Raw genomic sequence first — 23782 nt, forward strand, 5'->3', positions numbered from 1 at the left:
GCATGCGTCTGACATCTATCCGCCTGGCCGGCTTCAAGTCCTTCGTCGATCCCATCAATGTGCCCTTCGACGGCAACATGACGGCGATCGTCGGCCCCAATGGCTGCGGCAAGTCGAACATCATCGATGCCGTGCGCTGGGTGATGGGCGAGTCCTCGGCCAAGACGCTGCGCGGCGAGTCGATGGCCGATGTCATCTTCAACGGCTCGACCGGTCGCAAGCCGGTCGGCCAGGCGTCCATCGAGCTGATGTTCGACAACCGTGATGGTTCCATGGGCGGCGCCTACGCCCAGTATGCCGAGATCTCGGTCAAGCGCCAGGTCACCCGGGAAGGCCAGTCCAGCTACTTCTTCAATGGCCAGAAGTGCCGGCGGCGGGACATCGCCGATCTCTTTCTGGGCACCGGGCTGGGGCCGCGCTCCTATGCCATCATTGGTCAGGGCATGATCTCGCGCCTGATCGAGTCGCGCCCCGAGGAGCTGCGCGCCACCCTCGAGGAAGCGGCGGGCATTTCCAAGTACAAGGAGCGTCGGCGCGAAACCGAGAATCGCATGCGCCGCACCCAGGAAAACCTCGAGCGGCTGGAAGATATCCGCGAAGAGCTCGACAAGCAGCTGGAAAAGCTCAAGCGCCAGGCCGATGCCGCGAAGCGCTACCAGACGCTCCAGCAGGAGGAGTACCAGCTCAAGGGCGAGCTGGCGGTGCTGCGTAAAAGAGCGCTGGCGGCCAGCCAGGCAGAGGAAGAAGCGCGCGTCGCCGAGCTCGAGACCAGCGTCGAGCGCGAGGTCCTGGGGCTGCGCCAGTGCGAAACGCGCCTCGAGGAAGCCCGGGCCGAGCATGATCGCCTGGCCTCCGAACTGGAGGGATATCAGGCGCGGTTTCACGAGACCACCACGGCCATCGCGCGGCTCGAGCAGGACCTGGAACACACCCGCTCGCGTGATCAGCAGCTGGCCAGCGACCTGGAGAGTGCGCGTCGCGAGCTGGAGGACCTCAAGCAGGTCGGCGAGGACGATGGCGATCGCCTGGCGCGCCTCGACGAGCGCCTCGAAACCCTCGGGCCGGAACAGGAAGAGGTCGCCGAACGCCTGGCCGAACTGGACGCTGCCCTGGAGGACGCCGAGCCGCATGCCGAACAGGCCGACGCCGACTGGGAAGCCTTCGGCGAACGCTGGCAGGCGGACAGCCGCGAAGCCGAGCGCGCCCAGGACCGGCTGCGCGAACAGGAGTCACGGCTGGAGCGCATTCAGGGTGACATCGCCAAGCGTCGCGAGCAGCGCGAGGAACTACCGGACCTGGCCGAACTGGAGGCGCAGCGCGGCGAGGTGGCGGAACGGCTGGCCGAGTTCGATGAACGGCTCGCCGCCAGCGAGGAGCAGCGCGCCAGTTGGCAGGCGCAGCGCGATGACGCCCGGGAGCGTGGGCGTCAGGATGAAGAGGCCCGCGACCTCGAGCGCCAGCGTCGCAGTACCTTGCAGGGCGAGCTGGCCTCGCTGGAAGCCCTGATTCAGGCGGCGCTGGCCGATCATGACGAGCAACTCGACCAGCATCTGGCCGAGCATGGCCTGGAAGCGGCCCCGCGACTCGGCGAGCGGCTCGAGGTTACCCCGGGCTGGGAGGACAGCGTCTCCTGGGTGCTGGCGCCCTGGCTCAAGGCGCGCATGACAGACACCGATGACGCCGCCGGGGTGTTCGGTGCCGAGCTTTCGGCCGAGCTCGGACTGTTGTCCGAGGCCAGGCACAGCAGCCCGGCAGGCAGCCTGGCGGCCGAAGTCCAGGGGGCAGGGGCCGCGACCCAGTGGCTGGCCTCGATTCGCTGCGTGACCAGTCGCGAGGCGGCCTGGGCCGGTCAGGCATCCTTGGCCCCCGGGGAAAGCCTGATCACGGCGGACGGTCTCTGGGTCGGTGATGGCTGGGCGCGGCATCGTGGCCAGGCGGACGGCCCGGATGCCTTGCTGGTCAGTCGGCGCCGCGAGGCCGAGGTGCGCGAGGAGCTCGCCGAGGTCGAGGAGCGCCTGGACAGCCTGGCGCAGCGTCTCGCCGATGCCGGCGAGGAAGAGCAACGCGCCGAGGCCGGACTGGAAGACGTCCGGGTCGCACAACGCGAGCTCGACCAGCAGCGTCAGCAACTGGCGGTTCAGGACAGCGGGCTGGCGAGCCGTCTCGAGCATCTTCAGGGCAGATCCGTGGAGCTGGCGGATGAGCTCGAGGGGCTCGAGGCCTCGGCGGAACAGGCCCGTCTGACCATCGAGGAGACGCGCGAGCACTGGCAGGCCGCCCTGGAGCGGCTGGAAGACGGGGCCGAAACCCGCGAGCGACTGGAACGCGAACGACGCGAGGCACGCGAGCGACTGACATCCCTGCGCAGCCAGCGGCAACCACTGGCCGAGCAGGCGCAGCGGCTGGCCCTGGAGCAGCAGCGCCTGTCCGCCGAACGCGCCGGCCTGGCCGAACAGCAGGGGCGCTCGGGGGAGGCCCGCCAGCGTCTCGAACAGCGCTGCCGCGAGCTCGAGGAAGCCCGCGAGGGGCTGCACGAGCCGGATGAAGAACGCCGCGAGCAGCTCGACGAGCTGCTGCACCGCCGCGAGCGCGAGGAACGCGAGCTCAACGAGGCGCGCTCGCGTGCCTCGGCCCTCGTCGAACGCCTGCGCGAGGACGAACAGTCCCGGCAGGGGCACGAGCGGCAGCTGGAGGGGATGCGCGAGCGTCTTCAGGAAGCACGCATGCAGGGGCAGGCACTGGCGCTGAAGGCCGAATCCCAGGACGAGCAGCTACGCGAGCTGGGCCATGACGCGGATGCTCTGGCCGAGGGGCTGGATGCCAATGCCACGGAGTCGGCCTGGCAGACGCGCCTGGAAGAGGTCGGCGAACGCATTCGCCGGCTCGGGGCCATCAACCTCGCGGCGATCGAGGAGTACGACCAGCAGGCCGAACGGCGGGACTACCTGGAAGGCCAGCATGCCGAGCTCAGTGATGCACTGGAAACCCTCGACCGGGCTATCCGCCGTATTGACCAGGAAACCCGCACGCGTTTCCGCGATACCTTCGAACGAGTCAATACCGGGCTGCAGACACTTTTTCCCAAGGTCTTCGGCGGCGGGACCGCGTGGTTGACGCTGACCGGCGACGATTTGCTGGAGACCGGTGTCGCCATCATGGCACGCCCGCCCGGCAAGAAGAACACCACGATTCACTTGCTCTCCGGGGGAGAAAAGGCTCTGACAGCGTTGGCCATGGTGTTTGCCATCTTCCAGCTGAATCCGGCACCTTTCTGTATGCTGGACGAAGTCGATGCGCCGCTGGATGATGCCAATGTGGGACGCTATGCCAGATTGGTGAAGGAAATGTCGGAGTCGGTACAGTTCATCTATATCACCCACAACAAGATTGCCATGGAGTCATCGGAGCGACTGATGGGGGTGACCATGCAAGAGCCGGGGGTATCGCGGCTCGTCTCGGTCGGCGTCGAGGAGGCCGCAGCCTTGGCCGATGCCTGATGGACTTGAACAATAATGACCCGAGGGTTTACAACTAAGGCAGCAATGTTGCAATGCGTGCTTCTGCAGGGATTGGTGAAGGGTGAACGTTCAAGGCCCATTCCTGGCTCGAGGGAAATTTTTCGAGCTTGACAAACAAAAAAAGTGGTCTTTTTTGGGGCAATCGCGCTATGCTGTTGTCGAACAACCTTCAGGCATGGAGCCTTAGCAAAAAGGCATGACGACCCATGGAACTTAGAGAGTGGCTGATCATTCTTGGGCTGGCACTGGTGACCCTCATCGTCATCGATGGGGTGCGTCGCCTCCAGCGCCAACGTCAGGTACCGCGTCTCGACCGGGCCGGCTCCGAGCCGGCAAACGACGAGGCAGCGGATTCCGAACAGGACCCGGATGAGGCGGCGCGTCAGGCCGAGCTCAGCTGGGAGCTGCCCAATGGAGGGGCCCGCGTCGTCAGACCGGCTGAGCAGTCCGATGTTCAGTCCAAGCCCAAGCTGCAGCGCCAGGATCACCCCGGTCCATCCCGCGTGCTCTCGGAATTCCGTCGCCAGCGTCACGAGGATGACGCCGAGGTCGGAGTCGCGGATGAACCAGCAGCGGCGCAGACGGCCTTCACCGCACGATCCGCCGATGCCGGCATGGCACCTTCGTATGCGAGTGCCGACATGGCCGGTGCCGGTCGACCCGCGGCCGAGCCCTTCGCAGCGCATCCCGGCGATGCGTCGCCCGGAGCCGCCGAGCAGCCGGCGCCGACGTCCGCGGATGATGAGCAGCGCCAGGCGCCTCTTGCGGCCGACCCGAGCGACCATGACGCCTATCAGGATGAGGAGGAGCGTTATCGCCTCGTCGACCTGGAAGGCATGGGCGACTCGTTGAAGAGTGGCTCCAGGCGTATGGGGTCCTCGGTGCATCGCTTCGGCTCATCGCTGCAGAAGTCGCTTTCCCAGCGTCGTGCCCGCAAGGAGCAGGAACGCGCCGAGCGCCGCAAGCGTGAAGAAGCCGAGCGCGAGGAAAAGGCGCGCCGCGAGCGTGAGGCGGCGGAAGCCAGGGCGGCCCGCGAAGCCGAGCCGGCTCCGGCGCCTGAAGCCGAACCGGCCCCGGCGGCGGCCATGGATCATGCCGATGATGTCGATGAGGCGGATTTCGAGGATGATGTCGTCACCACGCATCCGGTGTTGGAGAAGGCGCTGCGCCACGACGTGACCGCCGAGCATGCTCGCCAGACGTTGAGCAATGCTGACGAGGTCATCGTCATCAGCGTGATGTCACGCGATGAGGAGGGCTTCTCGGGCGCGGCACTGCTGGACCTGATGCTGGCCTGCGGCCTGCGTTACGGCCGCGACATGGGTATCTTCCACCGCTTCGAGACCGCCGACAGCGAAAGCCCGCTGCAATTCTCGATGGTCAACGTGGTCAAGCCGGGCACCTTCCCCATCCACTCCATGGATGACTTTGCCACGCCCGGCGTCACGCTGCTGTTGCCCCTGCCGAGCACCTGCGATACCTCGGCGGCCTTCGAGGCCATGGTCGAGACGGCCATGGTCGTGGTTCGTCACCTGGGTGGCGAGCTCAAGGACGAGAACCTCAGCGTGATGACCGCCCAGACGGTGGAGTTCGCCCGTCAGCGGGTTCAGGAATTCGAACGCCGTCACCGGCTGAGTCGCTATCAGGTCAACTGACGCGGTCAGCCATAAAGCGTAAGCGGAAAGTCAAACCCCCCGGACATGATGTCCGGGGGGTTTGACGTTTCTGGGCAGTCGGGCAAGATACTGCCTTCGAGCTTCGAGCTTCGAGCTTCGAGCTTCGAGCTTCGAGCTTCGAGCTTCGAGCTTCGAGCTTCGAGCTTCGAGCTGCGCCCGCCCTGGAACGAGAAACGGACTGTCATGACCCAGCCTGATCAGCGCATCCTCGATGAAGTGACACAGCTGCGTACCACCCTCGACGATGCCAATTATCGCTATTACGTGCTCGATGAGCCGCAGTTGACCGATGCCGACTATGACCGCCGACTGCGGCGCCTCCAGGAGATCGAGGCGGAATATCCCGAGCTGGTGACGGCGGATTCGCCGACCCAGCGGGTGGGTGCCGCGCCGGCGGACGGCTTCCCCGAGATCGAGCATGCGGTGCCCATGCTGTCGCTCGACAATGCCTTCGATGAAGAGGAACTGGCGGCCTTTGTCAGCCGTGTCGCCGAGCGCCTGGAGGTGGATGGCGAAGCCCTGGCGTTCTGCTGCGAGCCCAAGCTCGACGGTGCCGCCGTGTCGCTGGTCTACGAGCGAGGCGAGCTGACCACCGGCGTCACCCGTGGCGATGGCCGCACCGGCGAGGGCATCACCTCCAACTTGCGCACCCTGAGGTCGATCCCCCTGAAGCTGCGTGGACAGCAGTGGCCAGAGGTGCTGGAAGTGCGTGGTGAGGTCACCATGCGTCATGCCGACTTCGAGGCCATGAATGAGCGCGCCCGCGAGGCGGGTGGCAAGGTGTTCGCCAATCCGCGCAATGCCGCCGCCGGCAGTCTGCGTCAGCTCGATCCGCGCATCACCGATCAGCGGCCCCTGGAATTCAGCGCCTATCAGGCAGCACGCATCCAGCCCGATGCCGGTGATAGCAGTCACAGCCAGCTGATGGCGCGGCTCGCCGAGTTCGGTTTTCGCACCAGCGCCGAGCTCGATGTGGTTCAGGGGGCCGAGGGCATCATCGACTACTGCCGTCGGCTCGGCGAGAGGCGCGACGCCCTCGGTCATGACATCGACGGCGTGGTGATCAAGGTCGACGACCTGCGACTGCAGCGTGAGCTCGGCTTCGTCGCCCGGGCACCGCGCTGGGCCATTGCCTTCAAGTTTCCCGCCCAGGAAGAGGTTACGCGGCTCAATGATGTCGAGTACCAGGTCGGTCGCACCGGTGCGATCACCCCCGTGGCGCGTCTCGAGCCGGTGTCGGTGGCCGGCGTGACGGTGTCCAATGCCACTCTGCACAATGCCGACGAGATCGCCCGGCTGGGCGTGATGATCGGCGATCAGGTGACCATCCGGCGTGCCGGCGATGTCATTCCCCAGGTGGTGCGGGTAAAGGTGGACCAGCGACCGTCGGATGCCCGGCCCATTGTCTTCCCCGAGCGTTGCCCGGTCTGCGACTCGCAGATCGAACGCCTCGAAGAAGAGGCGGTGGCGCGCTGTTCCGGTGGACTTTACTGTGCCGCCCAGCGCAAGGAGGCCCTGAAGCATTTCGCCAGTCGTCGCGCCCTGGATATCGAAGGCCTCGGCGAAAAGTTGATCGATGGCCTGGTCGAGCGCGACTGGGTAAAGACGCCGGCCGACCTCTTCCTGCTCGAGGTCTCGCGTCTGGCCACGCTGCCTCGCATGGCCACCCGCTCCTCGGAGAACCTGGTGGCGGCCCTGGAGAAGGCCAAGGCGACGACGCTGGCGCGCTTCATCTTCGCCTTGGGGATCCGTGAAGTCGGTGAGGCCACAGCTGCCAACCTGGCCAGCCACTTCGGCACCCTGGAAGCACTGATGGAAGCCGACCGCGAGGCACTGGAGAAGGTCGCCGATGTCGGCCCGGTCGTGGCGGCCCATGTGCACACCTTCTTCCAGCAGCCGCATAACCGCGAGACGATACAGGCACTGCGTCAGGCCGGTGTGTACTGGCAGGAAACCGCCGTAGAGGCCGGTCCGACGCCCCTCGAGGGCCAGACCTGGGTGCTGACCGGCAGCATGGAAAGCATGACGCGTGATGACGGCAAGGCGCGCCTGCAGGCACTGGGGGCCAAGGTGTCGGGCAGTGTCTCGAAGAAGACGACCTGCCTGGTGGCAGGCGAAGCCGCCGGCAGCAAGTTGACCAAGGCCGAACAGCTGGGCGTTGAGGTCCTCGACGAAGCGACCTTCCTGGAGCGTCTGGCGGCCTGGGAAGCAGGAGACGAAACCGATGGATGAGCGTTTTATCGAAGTGCCGTATCGCATGCTGCCGGGGGAAACCCTGGACGCCCTGCTGGAGGCCTTCGTGACCCGGCAGGGTTACGACACCAGCGACACCGAGCAGGGCATGAGTGGCTGGACAGCACAGCTCAAGCGTCAGTTGGAAAACAGCGAACTGCTTGTCGTGCATGACCTCGAGACCGAGACTACCGAGGTCATGACTCTGGCTCAGTGGCGAGCCTTCGGCCGCGACCTGGCCGACGACGAGGAAGAAGGCGGGTGAAGGGCTGAGTGTCAGGGGCACGCGTGACCCTGACACAAGCTGCCGGGCCGAGCTCAGACGATCAGCGGCACGGCGATGCTGGAGATCAGCAGGATCAGGGCACCACCCAGGCGTGACGAGATCTGCGCAAAGGGCATCAGCGACATGCGTCGGGCCGCCGAGAGCACGGCTACGTCGCCGGTGCCGCCCATGTTGGCCATGCACAGTCCGGCGGTGATGGCCGACTCAATGGGATAGAAGCCCACCAGCTTGCCGACCAGTCCGGCACCGAAGGCCGCGCCTCCCACGACCGCCAGGACGATCAGCACATAGGTCAGTGAGATAGCGTCGATGACCTGACCGAGGTCGGTATAGGCGATACCGATGCCGAACAACAGGGCGAAGGTCCAGTTACGTGCCACGAACTGGAACCACTGGGCAGCCGAGTCGTTGACCGATGCCGGCACCACGTCAAGAATCTTGAGCAGCGCGACCAGCACGATCATCAGGGCATAAGGATGCAGAGGAATGATCAAGCCCAGCAGTTGCCCGGCGGTAAAGAGGGTCAGCGCCGCGACGAGCCCGACCCCCAGCTTGCCGATTTCCGGTGCGCTCTGTTGCTCCTCGACTTCGACGCCGGGCATCATCTGGCCGTCTCCGGTCAGGCTGGGGAAGCGTTTGCCAAGGCCGTTGAGCAGACCGCCGATGATGATGGCGAAGACATTGCCCAACGCCAGTGCCGGCACCAGGATCGAGATGTAATGGCTCGCCGGCTGTCCAAGGAGCTGTTCGTAGATCTGGCTCAGTGGCACCGCGCCGGCGCCCATGCCGCCTCCGAGGATCGGGAGGGTGATCACCACCACGGCATCCTGGATAGAAAAACCGAGTAGCGCACCCACGGCCATGGCACACAGGGAGGCGCCGAGGACGGCACAGCAGAGTGGCAGTGCATAGCGTGAGCCGACCTTGACCAGCACTCTGGAGTCCATGCCCAGGATGCTGCCGGTGATCAGCGCCGCGATGTAGAAGTTCAAGAAGCCGCCACTCTTCATGAACTCGGTGACGTTCTCGACCACCGGGCCGGGCAGCCAGCCGACATAGACCAGGCTGGCGGCGCCGAAGATGGCCAGGATGGCGCCGCCGCCCAGGTATGTCTTGATGATGGGCAGGCGGTCGCCAATGAAACCGAGCAGCTCGCCGAGCAGCATCATCACCAGCAGGGCGCCGATGATGCCGCTGGGCAGGCTCTCGGTGGCAATGGCCGCGACCATGATGGCGAGTGCCACGACAAAGATGGGCAACGGCATGCCGAAGATGCGCTGTGCTAGCCAGGCATGCCATGTCGCCGGGTTCGGGGTCGCATGGGCATGCTCCGTCAAGGGCTGACTCATGAGGGACTCCTGTGGCAGAACCATCTCGTGAAGGATGGTGGTGAGAGGATGGTCAGAGGGTAGACCGCTGACGACAGATGACCGCCGACGAGCATAGGCCTCTCACATCACGCGCCAAGATTGCGGAAGTTGTTAAAGCGTTTTGAAACTATTGAAAGCCCCGGCGTGCTTGACGGCATAGCGACCCAGGGGCAGGGAATGCCACCAAGGTCGAATGCGGCCCGGCCTGTTCATCTCATCGTCTGGAGTTGTCTCGATGCCACGTCCGCAGCTGCGCTTGAGCAGCCTGATATTCCTGCTGGTGGCCGCGATGGTCGTGCTGTCGCTGGGCCTGGCGTTGTGGTTGTTCACCGCTCAGTTGAGCGAGACGCTGGAGCGGTCCCAGGCGCGACGCGTCACCGATCTGGCTCAGACCCTGGCCGATCGGCCTCGCGTGCGCGAAGCGCTGCTCGCACGGCGCTCCGGGCCGACTGACGGCACAATACCTGGCGCCCCTGAGCTGCAGACACGCATCGATGGGCTTCGCCAGCGCCTGGGGGTCGATTTCATCGTCATCATGGACGAACGCGCGATCCGCCTGACCCACCCGGATCCCTCGCGTGTCGGCCGCCGCTTTCGAGGCGGTGATGAAGGTCGCGCCCTGGCCGGTGAGGTCTACCATTCCCGGGCACGCGGCACTCTGGGCACCAGTATCCGCGGCTTTGCCCCGGTGCGTGATGGCGGGGGCGATGTCATTGGTGCGGTGGCGGTGGGCGTGACGCTTGATTCCCTGGGGACCTTGCTCGCCGCCAATCGACAGAATGTCATCATCGGGGTGCTGCTCCTGATGGTGCTCAGTGCCCTGGGGGCGAGCTGGCTGGCACGCTTCATCAAGCGCGTATTGCTGGGGCTCGAGCCCTATCAGATCACGCGCCTGGTCGAGGAACGCCAGGCCATGCTGGCCTCGGTGCATGAGGGGATCCTGGCGGTGGATCGCCAGGCACGCCTGACACTGGTCAATCCGACGGCGCGCCGCCTGCTGGCACGCGCCAATCTCGGGCCGCCTCCCTTGGGCGAGGCCGTGGCAGACTACCTGCCGTTCAGTGGACTGCCCGAAGTGCTTGCCGGGGAAGGCGAGACGCTCGATCACGAACTCGATCTCAACGGTCAGGTGGTGCTCGCCAATCGCCTGCCGATCCTGCATCGAGGGCAGGTGATCGGTGCCATCGCCACCTTTCGCGACAAGAGCGAAATCAATGCCCTGGCCGAGCAGCTGACGGGAGTCAGCCGCTATGCCGAGGCACTGCGTGCTGCCACTCATGAGTTCAAGAACCAGCGCCATGTGATGCTGGGCCTGGCCCAGATGGGCGAGTTGGACCGCTTGCGTGGTTACCTGAGCGAACTGATGGACCATCACGTCACGCCCGGAGCGGCCCTGGTAGCGGACATCGAGGATCCGGTGCTGGCCGGGTTTCTGCTGGGTAAGCGCAGTGAGGCACGCGAGCGTGACCTCGAGCTCGAGATCATTATCGAGTCGCCCTTGCCGGTGCCGGCCGAGACGGAGCAGGTGCATGACCTGGTCACGGTCCTTGGCAATCTGCTGGGCAATGCCTTCGATGCCGTTGAGGGGCGCGACGTGCGCCGCGTGACATTGACCATGAGTTGGGCGGAAGGGCAGCTCGATCTGCATGTGCAGGATACGGGCGGAGGCATTGCACCCGGGGTTCGTGAGCGGCTGTTCGAGCCGGGGGTCTCGACCAAGGGCGCAGGCCGCGGCCTGGGGCTGAATGCAGTGCGCGAACGCGTCCAGGCTGGCGGTGGTAGCCTGGCAACCTACAGTGAGGCCGGGCTGGGAACGTTATTCGAGGTCGAGCTGCCGTATCCGGCAGCGACGCATAACGACGCAGGAGAAGGGTGATGCGCGTGCTGATCGTCGAGGATGACCCCATGGTCATGCGTCTCAACGTCGAGTACCTCAACCGGTTGGACGACATGCGACTGGTGGCCCAGTGCGAGGACGTCGCGGCGGCACTCGAGGTGCTCGAGCGTGAAGCGGTCGACCTGGTTCTGCTGGATATTTATCTACGCAACCGCAGCGGTCTGGAGGTGCTCCGCCACCTCCAGCGTAGCGGTCGCGATGTCGAGGTGGTACTGATCACCGCGGCCGACGAAACGGCCACGGTGCGGACCGCTCGGCGCCTGGGGGTCAGCGATTATCTGGTCAAGCCGTTCACCTTCGAACGTTTCCGCGATGCCCTCCTGGCCAGTCGGCAGGCCCGCGACGCGCTGGACGAGCTGCCAGGCCGGGTGGCACAGCGGGATATCGACCGGCTCTTTCAACCCGCCCAGCCGAGTGCACCACGTCGAGCCGGTGATCTGCCCAAGGGCTTGACCCTGCCGACGCTGGCAAGAGTCGCCCGGGCGATTCTGGTACTGGAGCAGGAGACCTTCACCACCGAGGCGCTGTTACCGGCCACCGGCATGTCGCGTGTTTCGGTGCGGAAATATCTCAAGTACCTGACCGACATCGAGCTGCTCGATGAGTCCTTCCACTATGGCCAGGTAGGACGCCCTTCCTTCACCTATCGCTGCCTCGATCGAGGCGCGCTGGACGTCTTGACCCGCGGCTGATCGGCGCAGAATTGCTCATTTGCCCTGTATCAGATCGCGGATCAATCGTCGGCCCGGGTGCAGGTGGTCGATCAGTGGCGCTTCCAGCGGCATGGGCTCATCACAGATACGCGAGGCGATGACTTCCGCGCACAGAGGGGCGCTTGCCAGCCCCCGCGAGCCGTGGGCGGCACTGATCCACAGGCCGGCATGATGGCGGCCCGGGGTGTCGGGTACGCGCGTGGCGTCCTTGGCCAGCAGCGCATAATCCTCCCGCCAGCCTGCCGCATCGGGGACGGGGCCGGCGTAGGGCGTCTTGTCCGGGCTGGCGGCGCGAATGGCGGCGCGCCCCTCGAGGGCGGAGGCCTCGAGGCCAACTCCATGTGCCGCGAGCTGCTCGGGATAGCCGGGCAGGGTCCGGGCCAGCTCCTCGAGGTTGGCCTGATGATCCGCGGTGGTGACGCCTGGATCGCGCTGCTTCGGCTGGAAGGTTGCGCCGAAGGTCAGTTCGCCGTTCAGCGGAGGCGTCACATAGCCGCCGGCACAGACGGCACGCTGCGGCGCAGGCGCGCCCTCGGGCAGCTTCAGCGTCGAGACCTGGCCGCGCACCGGCTGAAGCGGGATCTCGGCGGTCTGTGCAAAGCGCTGGGCCTGGCTCGCCGTGGCGATGACCACCTGGTCGGCCTCCAGGTGATCGGGGTCGCCGTCGCCGCTCAGAGTCAGCCGCCATCCCGACGCGGTAGCGTGGAGCGAGCGGACCTCGGCGCATAGTGAGGTGACGCCCGGGCTGGCAGCGAGATGCCGGCACAGCGCATCCGGACGCACCCAGCCTCCACATGGATACGCTAGGCCGCCGTGCTCGAGAGGCAGGCCGGCGAGCCGGCTGGCGCCTGCTGCGTCGATGGCGTGGACCACGCCCTCGGGCAGCGGGTGATTGTCGACGAAGCGGGCCTGGCGGCGCTGCTCGCGGGCATGCGTGGCGAGCTGCAGGACGCCGCCCGGCTGCCAGAGTGTCCGGCCCGGATCAATGGCCTCCAGCCAGCGTCGGCTGTGCAGCAGGCCGGCGAGATAGCAGCGGCTCTGGTCGTTGGTCTCGGCGGCGAGCTTGATGTAGAGCACGCCCTGCGCATTGCCGGACGCACCGGCACCGGGGCCCTCACGGTCGATCAGCGTGACCCGCACGCCGCGTCTGGCCAGGCAGGCAGCCACACTGGCGCCGGCGATTCCGCTGCCGATGACCGCCACATGGCGTCTCGGCAGCGGGGCCGGGGGCATGAACCAGGGCGTGTGGCGACGACGCTGGTCGGCCGGTGGATGGTCGAGCTCGCCGGCCAGCATTTCGCGCTTGCGGCCGAAGCCTGGCACCTTGCGCCAGCGAAAGCCGGCGGCGGCCAGCCCGCGTTTGACGACACCGGCGCAGGTGAATGTCGCCAGCGTCGCGCCGGGGCGTGAACGCGCGGCCATGGCCTCGAACAGTGCCGGCTGCCACATCGCCGGGTTGCGTGCCGGAGCGAAGCCATCCAGGAACCAGGCGTCGACTCGGCCGTCGAGGCGCTGGAGACGCTCGGTGGTGTCGCCGAAGTGCAGGTCCAGGGTGACCCGGGTGTCGAGCCACAGGCGGTGCACCCCACGGACCGGTTGCGGCCACTGAGCCAGCAGGGTGGCGGCGCGGTCGGCGAGGTCGGGCCAGGCGCTAAGCGCCCGCGACAGATCCTCGTGTGCCAGTGGGTAGAGCTCCGTGGAGATCAGGTGCAATCGGGCCTCGGGGGGCGCATGTTCATCGAAGCAGGCCCAGGCGCAGAGCATGTTGAGCCCGGTGCCGAAGCCGGTCTCGCCAACCACGAAGGGGCGGGCCTCGCGCCAGTCCCGCAAGCGCTGTGGCAGCCGGTTGGCCTCGATGAAGACATGCCGGGTCTCGGCACGGCCGTCGTGGCGCGAGAAATACACATCCTCGAACTCGCGGGAATGCGGAGACGCCGTGCCGTCGGCTGCGCGCGGCCAGTCGAGATGGGCCGGCGTCAGGCCGGCGAGAGGCGGCAGGGCGTCATGAACTGGAGGCAAGTTGGCTCACCCGGAGTTGGTTAAATATTGACCGATATCGGCATGGCGGCATGCCGACCGGCTCCTGGCGATGCATCCGCGGCGTTTCAACAATCTTGTCCACAACAGCTGTGGGAAACTGCCGGTGGATAATGACATGACGTCGCCCGACCTGCATGGCCCGCTCAGGTGGCGTCAGGGTAGGGTGCGCTTGAAGGGCTTGACGGTCACATTGGCGTAGACGCCGGCAATCACGAAGGGATCGGCATCGGCCCAGGCCTGGGCGCTTTCCAGGTCCTCGAACTCGGCGACCACCAGGCTGCCGGTGAAACCGGCGTCGCCCGGGGCCTCGCTGTCGATGGCGGGATGCGGGCCGGCCAGCACCAGGCGACCCTCGTCGCGCAGTGCCTCGAGCCTGGCCAGGTGGTCGGGACGGGCGGCCAGACGCCGCTCCAGGCTGTTGTTCACATCCTCACTGATGATGGCGTAGAGCATCTTGGAACATCCTCGGTTGAGCGGACTCATGCCGCGTGATCACGGGCTCGCCATTGACCCCCGCAGGAGCGGCGAGCACCATGGCAGATATTCTGACAAAGACTCCTGCCAGCGTCATGCCAATGAATGCACTTCCCGAGCGTTTCGATGGGCAAGCGCTGCCGATAGATCTCCACATGCACTCCACGGCGTCCGATGGTGCCCTGTCGCCCGAGGCGCTGATAGCGCTGTGCGCGTCCCGCGGACTGACGCACGTCGCGTTGACCGATCATGACAGCGTGGCTGGCGTCGAACGGGCGGTGGCGGTCGGTCGGCAGGAGGGCATCCGGGTGCTCCCGGGGACCGAGCTGTCCTGTCAGTGGCGTGGCATCAATATCCATGTGGTGGGCCTGCTGCCGTCCGGCGTCAGCGACGCACTGGCGGCTGGTCTGACGGCTCAGGCCGAGGCCCGCCGGCGCCGTGCCGAGCAGATTGCCGAGCGTCTCGAAAAGGTCGGCCTCGCGAATGCCCTCGAACGCGCTCGCGAGCAGGCAGGCAGCGACCGGCCCCTGGGGCGTCCCGACTTCGCGCGTGCCCTGGTGAGCGCCGGGGTGGTGCCGGACATGGCCACGGCCTTTCGACGTCACCTGGGTCGCGGCAAGGCCGGCGACATCAAGGCGCACTGGCCGACGCTGGCCAGCGTGGTGGCCTGGCTGCTCGAGACCGGCGGCGTGGCGGCCCTGGCGCATCCCCTGCGCTACGGCCTGACGCGGCGCAAGCGTGGCCAGTTGCTCGAGGATTTCCAGGCGGCAGGCGGGCAGGCAGCCGAGCTGGTCAGCGGCTTCCAGAACCCTGACATCACCCGTGATCTGGCGCGACAGTTGGCCGAGCGGGGACTCCATGCCTCGCTGGGCAGTGACTTCCACTTCCCCGGTGGCCATCTGGCACCGGGCAGCATGACGACGGTACCACGCAGTGCCGTGGCACCGGTATGGACGCACCCGCGCCTGCAAGCGGCGATGGGTGACGTTGCCCCCGTGGCGTGACACGCCATGGGCAGGCCGGCAGGTCGTCTGGCGAGGCCTCGTTCACCGCCAGCGCCGCGCCGATCAACAGTCCCGACGAAAAGGAAGTGCTCATGAGCCAGTTCTTTCAGATGCATCCGGAAACGCCCCAGAAGCGCCTGATTGCACAGGCGGTCCGCATCATTCGCGAGGGGGGCGTGGTCGCCTATCCCACCGATTCGGGTTACGCCCTGGGCTGTCATCTCGGTGACAAGAAGGCCATCGAGCGCATCAAGTGGCTGCGTTCGCTGGACGATAAGCACAACTTCACCCTGGTGTGCTCGGACCTGTCCGAGATCGGCACCTACGCCAAGGTGGACAATGCCGTCTTCCGGCTGCTCAAGGCACATACACCGGGCGCCTATACCTTCATCCTGCCGGCCACCACCGAGGTGCCTCGGCTGCTGTTGCATCCCAAGCGCCGCTCCATCGGGGTCCGGGTGCCGGATCACCCCATCCCGCGCGCCCTGCTGGCGGAGCTGGGGGAGCCGCTGATGAGCGTGACCCTGATCCCGGTGGGCGAGGACCTGCCGATGACCGATGCCGAGGCGATCCGCGAGCGGTTCGGGGCCCATCTGGATCTGGTCATCGATGGCGGTGCCTGCCACCTGGAGCCCACCAGCGTCATCGACATGCGCGAGATACCGCCGCACATCGTCCGCGAAGGGCGCGGTGACACCTCGGCCTTCGCTGAGTGACAGGCCGCGACGACTCAGGCGGCCGTGCGCCGCCTGCCCGTGAAACGCAGCACGATCAGGCCGATGCCGGCGACCACCAGGGCTCCGCCGAGCAGCTTGTGAGGGCCCAGGGAGTCGCCCAGCATCACCACGCCCAGTCCCACCGCCAGCACCGGCACCAGCAGCGTCAGGGGAACCACCCGGTTGACCGGATGACGCCGCAGCAGGCCGTACCAGGCGCCATAGGCCACGATCGATGACATGACGGCGGTGTACAGCACGGCGCCCCAGCCGGTCCAGCCGGCCGCTCCCAGGGCCGTCAGCTGGCCCTGCTCGAACCACCAGGACCCCAGGGCCACCTGGGGCGTGGCGAACAGCGCCACCCAGCCGGCCAGGGCCATGGGCGAGATATTGGGCCCGCGCTTGATCAGCAGTTGCGAGACGGCCCAGCCCAGGGCGCTGGTCAGCAGCAGGGCGGTAGGCAGTGCGGCCGGGAGTGTCGGCCCGCCGGCGAGGACCACGATCCCCGCGAAGGACAGGATCAACCCGACCAGACGCCGGATCCCCAGTTTTTCCTTGAGCACGATGACGGCCAGCAGGGTGGCGAACGGCGTCCCCATCTGCACCAGCAGGGCGCCGGTGCCGGCCTCGGCCTGGCTGAGGCCGATGAACAGCAGCGCGAAGTGCAGGGTGCCGAAGGTCAGCGAGAGCACCGCCAGGAAGGGCAGCTGGTGTCGCGCGACCGGGTGAAAGGGCACCAGCAGGAGTGCCACCAGGGCAAAGCGCAGGGTGGTCAGCAACAGGGGCGGCAGGTCGGTCACGCCGACCTTGATGACGATGATATTGAGTGCCCAGATGAGGATGACACCCAGGCCGATGGCCAGGTCGCGAAGCGGCACGAGAGGTCCTTGTCTACGGTTGCGGTATGGAGGCCAGCATATCAGAGGTCGAGCCCGTCGCGACCTGCCACTGCTTCCCGACCAGGCCTTGTGGAAGGACCTGCCTTCCATGCATATTGAACAAGGATGACACCACGAAAACCAATAACCGCCCTGCGGACATCAAGGACACGCCATGCCCATGACTCGCCCTCTCGCCCGATTCGCCGCCGGCCTGGCCGGTGCTGCTCTTCTGACTTCCGCCCTGAGCGTCCAGGCGCGCGAGCTATCCGTTTCCACGGTACTCTCCGATGCCTTTCCCTGGGGCCAGGCCGCCGAAAAATGGGCGGATCTTGTCGAGGAGCGTTCCGACGGTGAACTGACATTGCGGGTCTACCCCAATGCACAGCTGGTCAGCGGCGACCAGACCCAGGAATTTTCCGCCATGCGCTCCGGGTTGATCGACCTGGCCGTGGGCTCGACCATCAACTGGTCGCCTCAGGTACCGGCCCTCAACCTCTTCTCGCTGCCCTTCCTGTTGCCCGATACCCAGGCCGTTGATGCGGTGACCGGCGGCAAGGCCGGCGAGATGATCTTCTCGGCCATCGAGGACAAGGGTGTGATCCCGCTGGCCTGGGGCGAAAACGGCTTCCGTCAGTTGTCCAATTCCAGCGTCGCCATCGATGAGCCCGCGGATCTCGAGGGGCTGAAGATTCGCGTGGTGGGCTCGCCGCTGTTTCAGGATACCTTCTCGGCGCTGGGCGCCAATCCCACCCAGATGAGTTGGGCGGATGCCAAGCCGGCCTTGACCACCGGTGCCGTGGACGGCCAGGAGAACCCCTTGTCGGTCTTCGACGTGGCGCGCATCGATCAGGTCGGCCAGACGCACCTGACGCTGTGGAACTACATGAACGATCCGCTGGTGTTCGCCGCTAACCGCCAGGTGTGGGGTTCGCTCAGCGAATCACAGCAGCAGATGCTGCGCGAGACGGCCGTCGAGGCCGGTGCCTGGGAAATCGCCAAGACACGCGAGGAAGAGACCGCTCGGCTGAAGGCGATCCGCGAACGCGGCGTGACCGTGACCGAGCTCGACGAGTCGCAGCATGAAGCCTTTGTCGAGGCGACCGAGAGCGTGCATGACAAATGGGTGCCGCGCATCGGCGAAGACATCGTCGAGGCTGCGCGCAACGACATCGCCGCACCCTGATGTGACACCGGCATGCGCCCGGCGAATGCGTCGGGCGTGATCTGATTCACGCCAGGACACCCTGTCATGAAAGATCCCGATGCAAGCTTCGAGCGCGTACTGGCGACCCTGGCGATCGTCATCATTGCCTTGATCAGCCTGGCCAATGTGGTCGTGCGCTATATCACCGATGCCTCCTTTGCCTTTACCGAGGAATTCTCGGTCTTTCTCCTCGTGCTGGTGACCTTTGCCGGCGCCTCGGTGGCGCTGCGTCGTCATCGTCATATCCGTATCAGCTTGCTGGAACGCGCTTTGCCGCCCCGGGCGCAGCAGGTGCTGATTACCTTCCAGGGGCTCTGCGGTATCGTCGTGCTGGGGTTGATAGCCTGGTTTGGTGCCAAGCTGACCTGGCAGGAATATCAATGGGGGACGCTCTCTCCAGGCCTCGGCCTGCCGCAATGGTGGTATCTGCTCTGGTTGCCGCTGCTCGCCGTGATGATGTTGTGGCGTCAGTGCCAGCAGACGCGGGACCGTCTGCGCGGAGGGCTCGAAGATGAGTCCTGATCTGTGGATGCTGCTGGCCTTCGCCGTTCTGTTGGTCGCCGGTGTGCCGGTCGCGTTTTCTCTGGGGCTGGCCGGGGCGGTGGGCATCATGGCCGGCCTGTCGCCGGATATGCTCGCCACCCTGGGCATGAACACCTACAACAGCGTCGCCAAGTATCCATTGATTGCGATTCCGTTGTTCATCCTCACTGGCTTGATCTTCGAACGTGCTGGAGTGGCGGCGCGTCTCGTGCGTTTCGCCCGGGCCCTGATAGGCCCGCGTCACGGCGGGTTGGCACTGGTCGCGGTGCTGGTGTGCATGATCATGGGCGGCATGAGTGGATCCGGTCCTGCCGATGCCGCGGCAGTCGCCATGGTGATGCTGCCGAGCATGACGCGGGCCGGCTATCCGCGACCTTTTTCGGCGACGTTGATTGCTGCCTCGGCCTCCACGGCGATCCTGATTCCACCCTCGGTGGCCTTGATCCTGTATTCCATCGTGGTCCCTGGCGTTGATCTGCGGGCGCTGTTTGCCGCCGGCCTGTTCCCGGGAGTGCTGGCGGGGATGGCGCTGCTGGTGCCGGCCTGGTGGTTGTCGCGCCGGCATGGTTGGGAGGCGCCGGAGGAGGCCGAGCGAGAACCGCTCGGGGAAAGCTTCCGTCAAGCCATTCCGGCCCTGTTTGCCCCGGTTCTCATTCTGGGCGGCCTGCGCAGCGGACTCTTCACGCCCACCGAGGCCGCCGTGGTGGCGGTAGCTTATGGCACCGTGGTGGGGCTCTGGCTGACCCGCGAGCTGCGCTGGCGGGATCTCTGGGAGCTGTTCGGCGAAGCGGCGGTGATTTCCGGGGTGGTCATGCTGATTATCTCGCTGGCCGGGATCTTCGCCTGGGCCGGTACCATGCTCGGGACCTTCCGCCACCTGGCAGAATGGGTGATCGGTCTCTCGGACAACGGCGCGTTATTACTGTTGATGATCATGCTGGCGGTGCTGGTGGCCGGCATGCTGTTGGACGCCATCTCGATCTACTTGATCATGATGCCGATCCTGATCCCCGTCATGCAGCATTTCGACTGGAATCCGGTATGGTTCGGCATCCTGCTGGCCATGAATATCGCCATCGGGCAGTTCACGCCGCCGGTGGCGGTCAATCTGATGGTCACCACAGAGGTGGCAAGGGTGCGCCTGGAACAGACTCTGGGCTGGGCGCTGGTCTTCGTGGTCGCCATGGCGAGTGCCCTGGTGCTGGTGGCAGCGTTTCCGAGTATCGCGCTGTGGTTGCCCAGGGGGCTGGGGTATAACGTCTAGCTGTGAGGAGTGAGGTGTGAGGTGTGAGCGATGTATGTGGGGAGTAAGCGTTGGGTGCTCGACATAAAAATTAACGAACGCTAAACGCTGCAGCCAGCTAGACTGTCTCGGTAGCTCCGTTACTGCATGAAGTTGCTGTATTTTCGGTATAGTGGAAAAGGGCGGTTATGCCGCCGGTGGCCGGCAGGTCCAGACTGTCGGTCAAGCGCTTCGACCATAACGTCACAATGAGGTGTGTTCATGAAACGCCATGCTTTCTCTGCCGCCGCTTTCTCCGGTGCCCTGCTTGGAGCCGCGATGTTTGCGTCTCCTGCCATGGCCCAGGAAGAAGAGCAGTACATTACCATCGGCACCGGTGGTCAGACCGGCGTGTATTACGTGGTTGGCCAGTCCGTGTGTCGCCTGGTGAACCGTCTGGAAGACGCCAACATCAAGTGTAATGCGCCGTCCACTGGTGGCTCCGTCGCCAATATCAATGGCCTCAAATCCGATGAGCTGGGTATGGGCGTCGTCCAGTCCGACGTTCAATATCAGGCTTACAATGGTACCGGGACATTCGAAGAGCCCTACAAGGAGTTGCGTGCCGTATTCAAGGTGCATGGTGAGCCATTGACCATGCTGGCTCGTGCCGATTCCGGCATCGAAACCCTGGATGACCTGAAGGGTAAGCGGGTCAATATCGGCAATCCGGGGTCCGGGCAGCGCAACACCTTTGAAGTCGTGATGGATGCCAAAGGGTGGACTCAGGACACCTTCGCTCTGGCGTCTCAGTTGGGCGCTGCCGAGCAGGCCTCGGCGCTGGCGGACAACAACATTGATGCCATGGTCTATGTCGTAGGCCATCCCAATGGGTCTATTCAGGAAGCGACCACCACGGTCGATGCCAACCTGATTCCTCTTGATGGTGAGGTCATCCAGGGGCTGGTCGAAGAATATCCGTATTACTCCATGTCCACCATTCCGGGCGGGCTCTACAAGGGCAACCCGGATGACGTCACGACGTTCGGCGTCTCGGCGACCTTCGTGACAGATACCGATACCAGCAATGAAGTGGTTTACCAGACGGTCAAGGCCGTGTTCGAGAACTTCGATCGCTTCAAGCAGCTGCATCCGGCCTTTTCCGACCTGGAACCGAAAACCATGGTCACCCAGGGCCTTTCAGCGCCGCTGCATGAAGGTGCCGCACGCTACTATCGCGAGCAGGGCTGGATCGAGTAAGTCGTATTCAGTGACTTCTCGCACCTCGTGGAAGAAGGATGCGCGGCCCCTTGCCGAGGGGCCGCGTTTTGCGTTTGCGGTGCCGGTCGGTCACCGGCGACGCATGGATCGTGTCAACCGATACAGAGCAGAGCTCGCATATGACGGAAGATAAGAATAGGGGGCAGGAAACCGAAGTCGACCTCGAGGACATGGTAGCGTCGACCGATTCGGGTGCCCGAAAACCGGCGGGAATGCCGGGCAAGCTGCTGGTCAGTATTGCCGCGGTGTGGTCCCTTTTTCAGCTTTGGGTATCATCCCCACTGGCTTTCATGTTCGGGTTTGGCGTATTCAATGCGACTGAGGTGCGCTCGATCCATCTGGCCTTTGCATTGTTTCTCGCGTACATGGCTTACCCTGCCCTGAAACGCTCACCACGCGACCGTATTCCGGTGCTGGATTGGGTCCTGGCCGCCGTGGCAGCCTTTTGTGGCGCTTACATGTTCCTGTTTTACGAGCAACTGGCACAGCGACCAGGTGCGCCGATTCTGCAGGATGTCATTGTCGGTATCATCGGCATCGTCCTGCTGCTTGAGGCCACTCGGCGCGCGCTGGGGCCGCCCTTGATGATCGTAGCCATGGTCTTCCTCTTCTACAGTCTGGCCGGGCCATGGATGCCAGGGCTGTTGGCACATGGCGGTGTGAGCCTGTCAGGCCTGATCAATCACCAGTGGCTGACCACCCAGGGCGTCTTCGGTATCGCCCTCGGTGTCTCGGCAAGCTTTGTCTTTCTGTTTGTGTTGTTCGGTGCCTTGCTGGACAAGGCAGGGGCCGGCAACTATTTCATCAAGGTGGCCTTTTCCATGCTGGGCCACTACAAGGGCGGGCCCGCCAAGGCGGCCGTCGTCGCTTCCGGCATGACCGGTCTGATTTCCGGCTCCTCGATTGCCAATGTGGTGACCACCGGTACCTTCACGGTACCGATGATGAAGCGGGTCGGGTTCTCTTCCGAGAAAGCCGGGGCCGTGGAGGTGGCGTCTTCGGTCAATGGCCAGATCATGCCGCCCGTCATGGGGGCAGCGGCCTTTCTGATGGTCGAGTATGTGGGGATTTCCTATGTCGAGGTCATCAAGCATGCCTTCCTGCCGGCGCTGATCTCGTACATCGCGCTGGTTTATATCGTTCACCTCGAGGCCCTCAAGGCCAACATGCAGGGGCTGGAAAGCAGCAATCCGCCGAAGCCGCTGGTGCGCAAGATGGTCGGTTTCCTGGGTGGCCTGCTGTTGATGATGATCACGGCCCTGGCGGTCTACTATGGCCTTGGCTGGCTGAAACCCGTGCTTGGTCCGGCAACCCCCTGGGTAGTGGCCGTTGCCCTGGCCGTCATCTATGTGGCTCTGCTCAAGCTGGCATCCGGTTATCCTGAACTGGAACTGGATGATCCTGATCAGCCCGTCTACAAGCTTCCCCAGACGCGCCCGACCGTCATGGTCGGCCTGCAGTATATTCTGCCGGTCATCGTGCTGATCTGGTGCCTGATGGTCGAGCGTCTGTCGCCGGGGCTTTCGGCCTTCTGGGCGACCGTTTTCATGGTCTTCATCATGCTGACGCAGCGTCCTGTTACCAGCTTCTTCAGGCAACGTGGCGACATGCGCACGGAACTCCGCGCGGGCTTCATTGACCTGTGGGACGGCCTGGTGGCCGGTGCACGCAACATGATCGGCATCGGAATTGCCACGGCGACGGCCGGTATCATCGTCGGTGCCGTCTCCCAGACGGGGGTCGGCCTGGTATTGGCGGGTGTCGTGGAAATACTCTCCATGGGTAACCTGATGCTGATCCTGTTGCTCACTGCGGTACTCAGCCTGATCCTCGGCATGGGCCTGCCGACCACGGCCAACTACATCGTGGTATCGGCCCTGCTGGCGCCGGTGATCGTCCAGCTCGGCGAACAGAATGGTCTGCTGGTACCGCTCATCGCCGTTCACCTCTTCGTGTTCTATTTCGGCATCATGGCGGATGTGACACCACCGGTGGGGTTGGCGTCATTCGCGGCGGCTGCAGTGTCGGGCGGTGAACCGATCCGTACCGGCTTCCAGGCCTTCTATTACAGCCTGCGTACCGCGGCTCTGCCGTTCCTGTTCATCTTCAACACCGACCTTCTGCTGATCGATGTCTCGCCCTTGCAGGGCCTTCTGGTCTTCGTGGTGGCCACCATCGCGATGTTGATCTTCGCGGCGGCGACTCAGGGCTTCATGATCGCCCGTAACCGCTGGTACGAGTCGATCCTGCTGCTGCTGGTGGCCTTCACACTCTTCCGTCCGGGGTTCTGGATGGACATGCTGGATCCTCCTTATCGGCAGGTGCCTCCCGCCCAGTTCGCCCAGGCCCTCGGTAGTGCCGATCCGTCCTCGACCTTGCGCATTCAGATCAGTGGACTGGATGCCTATGGTGAGCCCATGACGACCTACAGGACGGTACCTGTCCCCGAGGGTGATACGAGTGAGGCGCGCATGAGTAACCTGGGGCTCGAGCTACGCACGGATGATGGAGCCACGGTGGTCGACATGGTCACCTATGGCAGCCAGGCGGCCAAGCTGGGCTTCGATTTCGACCAGCGCATTACCAAGATTCAGGCACCCGTGGACGGATTGGCAAAGGAATGGATGTGGATACCGGCATTCCTGGTGTTCGCCCTGGTAGTGTGGCTGCAGCGCCGGCGTCGTGATCAAGATGTCGCACCGGCAGCGGCCTGAGGAGGTACACG

General features: G+C 65.0%; 17 protein-coding genes. 13 read left to right on the forward strand and 4 right to left on the reverse strand.

The window, feature by feature from the left end:
• Positions 1-2 precede the first annotated feature (2 nt).
• The 4 genes from smc (at position 3) to HHA01_RS00465 (ending at position 7691) form a co-directional block, all read left to right on the forward strand.
• Positions 3-3497, forward strand: coding sequence for a chromosome segregation protein SMC (gene smc, locus HHA01_RS00450; protein ID WP_141317133.1), 3495 nt, complete (start codon positions 3-5; stop codon positions 3495-3497).
• A gap of 227 nt (positions 3498-3724) precedes the next feature.
• On the forward strand, positions 3725-5173 hold the full coding sequence (zipA, locus tag HHA01_RS00455; protein WP_141317134.1) for a cell division protein ZipA: 1449 nt from the start codon (positions 3725-3727) through the stop codon (positions 5171-5173).
• 204 nt (positions 5174-5377) lie between these two features.
• Positions 5378-7426, forward strand: a complete 2049-nt coding sequence (gene ligA, locus HHA01_RS00460) for an NAD-dependent DNA ligase LigA (RefSeq protein ID WP_141317135.1) — start codon at positions 5378-5380, stop codon at positions 7424-7426.
• Positions 7419-7691, forward strand: a complete 273-nt coding sequence (locus tag HHA01_RS00465; protein ID WP_141317136.1) for a YheU family protein — start codon at positions 7419-7421, stop codon at positions 7689-7691. Before ligA ends, HHA01_RS00465 begins: the two co-directional genes overlap by 8 nt.
• 53 nt (positions 7692-7744) lie before the next feature.
• Here HHA01_RS00465 and HHA01_RS00470 read toward each other — a convergent pair whose 3' ends face one another.
• On the reverse strand, positions 7745-9061 hold the full coding sequence (locus tag HHA01_RS00470) for a 2-hydroxycarboxylate transporter family protein (protein ID WP_141317137.1): 1317 nt from the start codon (positions 9059-9061) through the stop codon (positions 7745-7747).
• A 256-nt stretch (positions 9062-9317) separates the two neighbouring features.
• On the opposite strand from HHA01_RS00470, the gene dcuS reads away from it, so the two are divergent.
• Both dcuS and HHA01_RS00480 read left to right on the forward strand, forming a co-directional pair.
• Complete coding sequence (gene dcuS, locus HHA01_RS00475; RefSeq protein WP_141317138.1) at positions 9318-10958, forward strand: DcuS/MalK family sensor histidine kinase; 1641 nt, start codon at positions 9318-9320, stop codon at positions 10956-10958.
• On the forward strand, positions 10958-11671 hold the full coding sequence (locus HHA01_RS00480) for a response regulator (RefSeq protein WP_141317139.1): 714 nt from the start codon (positions 10958-10960) through the stop codon (positions 11669-11671). The genes dcuS and HHA01_RS00480 overlap by 1 nt, the downstream gene beginning before the upstream one ends.
• Positions 11672-11686: 15 nt before the next feature.
• Here HHA01_RS00480 and mnmC read toward each other — a convergent pair whose 3' ends face one another.
• Both mnmC and HHA01_RS00490 read right to left on the reverse strand, forming a co-directional pair.
• Positions 11687-13711 (reverse strand): bifunctional tRNA (5-methylaminomethyl-2-thiouridine)(34)-methyltransferase MnmC2/FAD-dependent 5-carboxymethylaminomethyl-2-thiouridine(34) oxidoreductase MnmC1, encoded by a 2025-nt coding sequence (gene mnmC / locus HHA01_RS00485; protein ID WP_141317140.1) that lies wholly within the window; start codon positions 13709-13711, stop codon positions 11687-11689.
• A gap of 174 nt (positions 13712-13885) precedes the next feature.
• On the reverse strand, positions 13886-14185 hold the full coding sequence (locus HHA01_RS00490) for a YciI family protein (RefSeq protein WP_141317141.1): 300 nt from the start codon (positions 14183-14185) through the stop codon (positions 13886-13888).
• An 80-nt stretch (positions 14186-14265) separates the two neighbouring features.
• Between HHA01_RS00490 and HHA01_RS00495 the strand changes: the two genes are divergently transcribed.
• Both HHA01_RS00495 and HHA01_RS00500 read left to right on the forward strand, forming a co-directional pair.
• A complete protein-coding gene (locus HHA01_RS00495) occupies positions 14266-15210 on the forward strand; it encodes a PHP domain-containing protein (protein ID WP_246053761.1) in 945 nt (314 codons plus the stop codon).
• A 92-nt stretch (positions 15211-15302) separates the two neighbouring features.
• Positions 15303-15926 (forward strand): L-threonylcarbamoyladenylate synthase, encoded by a 624-nt coding sequence (locus HHA01_RS00500; protein WP_141317142.1) that lies wholly within the window; start codon positions 15303-15305, stop codon positions 15924-15926.
• Positions 15927-15940: 14 nt separating this feature from the next.
• On the opposite strand, the gene HHA01_RS00505 is transcribed toward HHA01_RS00500, so the two are convergent.
• Positions 15941-16804 (reverse strand): DMT family transporter, encoded by an 864-nt coding sequence (locus HHA01_RS00505; protein WP_141317143.1) that lies wholly within the window; start codon positions 16802-16804, stop codon positions 15941-15943.
• A 175-nt stretch (positions 16805-16979) separates the two neighbouring features.
• Here HHA01_RS00505 and HHA01_RS00510 point away from each other — a divergent pair, with 175 nt between their 5' ends.
• From HHA01_RS00510 to HHA01_RS00530, 5 genes are all read left to right on the forward strand, one after another.
• Positions 16980-17990: a DctP family TRAP transporter solute-binding subunit gene (locus tag HHA01_RS00510; RefSeq protein ID WP_141317144.1), complete on the forward strand. Its 1011-nt coding sequence runs from the start codon at positions 16980-16982 to the stop codon at positions 17988-17990.
• A 66-nt stretch (positions 17991-18056) separates the two neighbouring features.
• Entirely contained in the window at positions 18057-18533 is a 477-nt protein-coding gene (locus HHA01_RS00515) for a TRAP transporter small permease (protein WP_141317145.1), read from the forward strand.
• Complete coding sequence (locus tag HHA01_RS00520; RefSeq protein ID WP_141317146.1) at positions 18523-19818, forward strand: TRAP transporter large permease; 1296 nt, start codon at positions 18523-18525, stop codon at positions 19816-19818. The genes HHA01_RS00515 and HHA01_RS00520 overlap by 11 nt, the downstream gene beginning before the upstream one ends.
• A 240-nt stretch (positions 19819-20058) precedes the next feature.
• Positions 20059-21036, forward strand: a complete 978-nt coding sequence (locus HHA01_RS00525) for a TAXI family TRAP transporter solute-binding subunit (RefSeq protein WP_141317147.1) — start codon at positions 20059-20061, stop codon at positions 21034-21036.
• Between the two features lie 140 nt (positions 21037-21176).
• The gene (locus tag HHA01_RS00530; RefSeq protein WP_141317148.1) at positions 21177-23771 is read left to right on the forward strand and encodes a TRAP transporter permease; all 2595 of its coding nucleotides are present in this window, start codon (positions 21177-21179) and stop codon (positions 23769-23771) included.
• The last annotated feature ends 11 nt before the right edge of the window (positions 23772-23782 follow it).

Origin of the sequence: Halomonas halmophila, assembly GCF_006540005.1 — a bacterium.
Lineage (GTDB): Bacteria > Pseudomonadota > Gammaproteobacteria > Pseudomonadales > Halomonadaceae > Halomonas > Halomonas halmophila.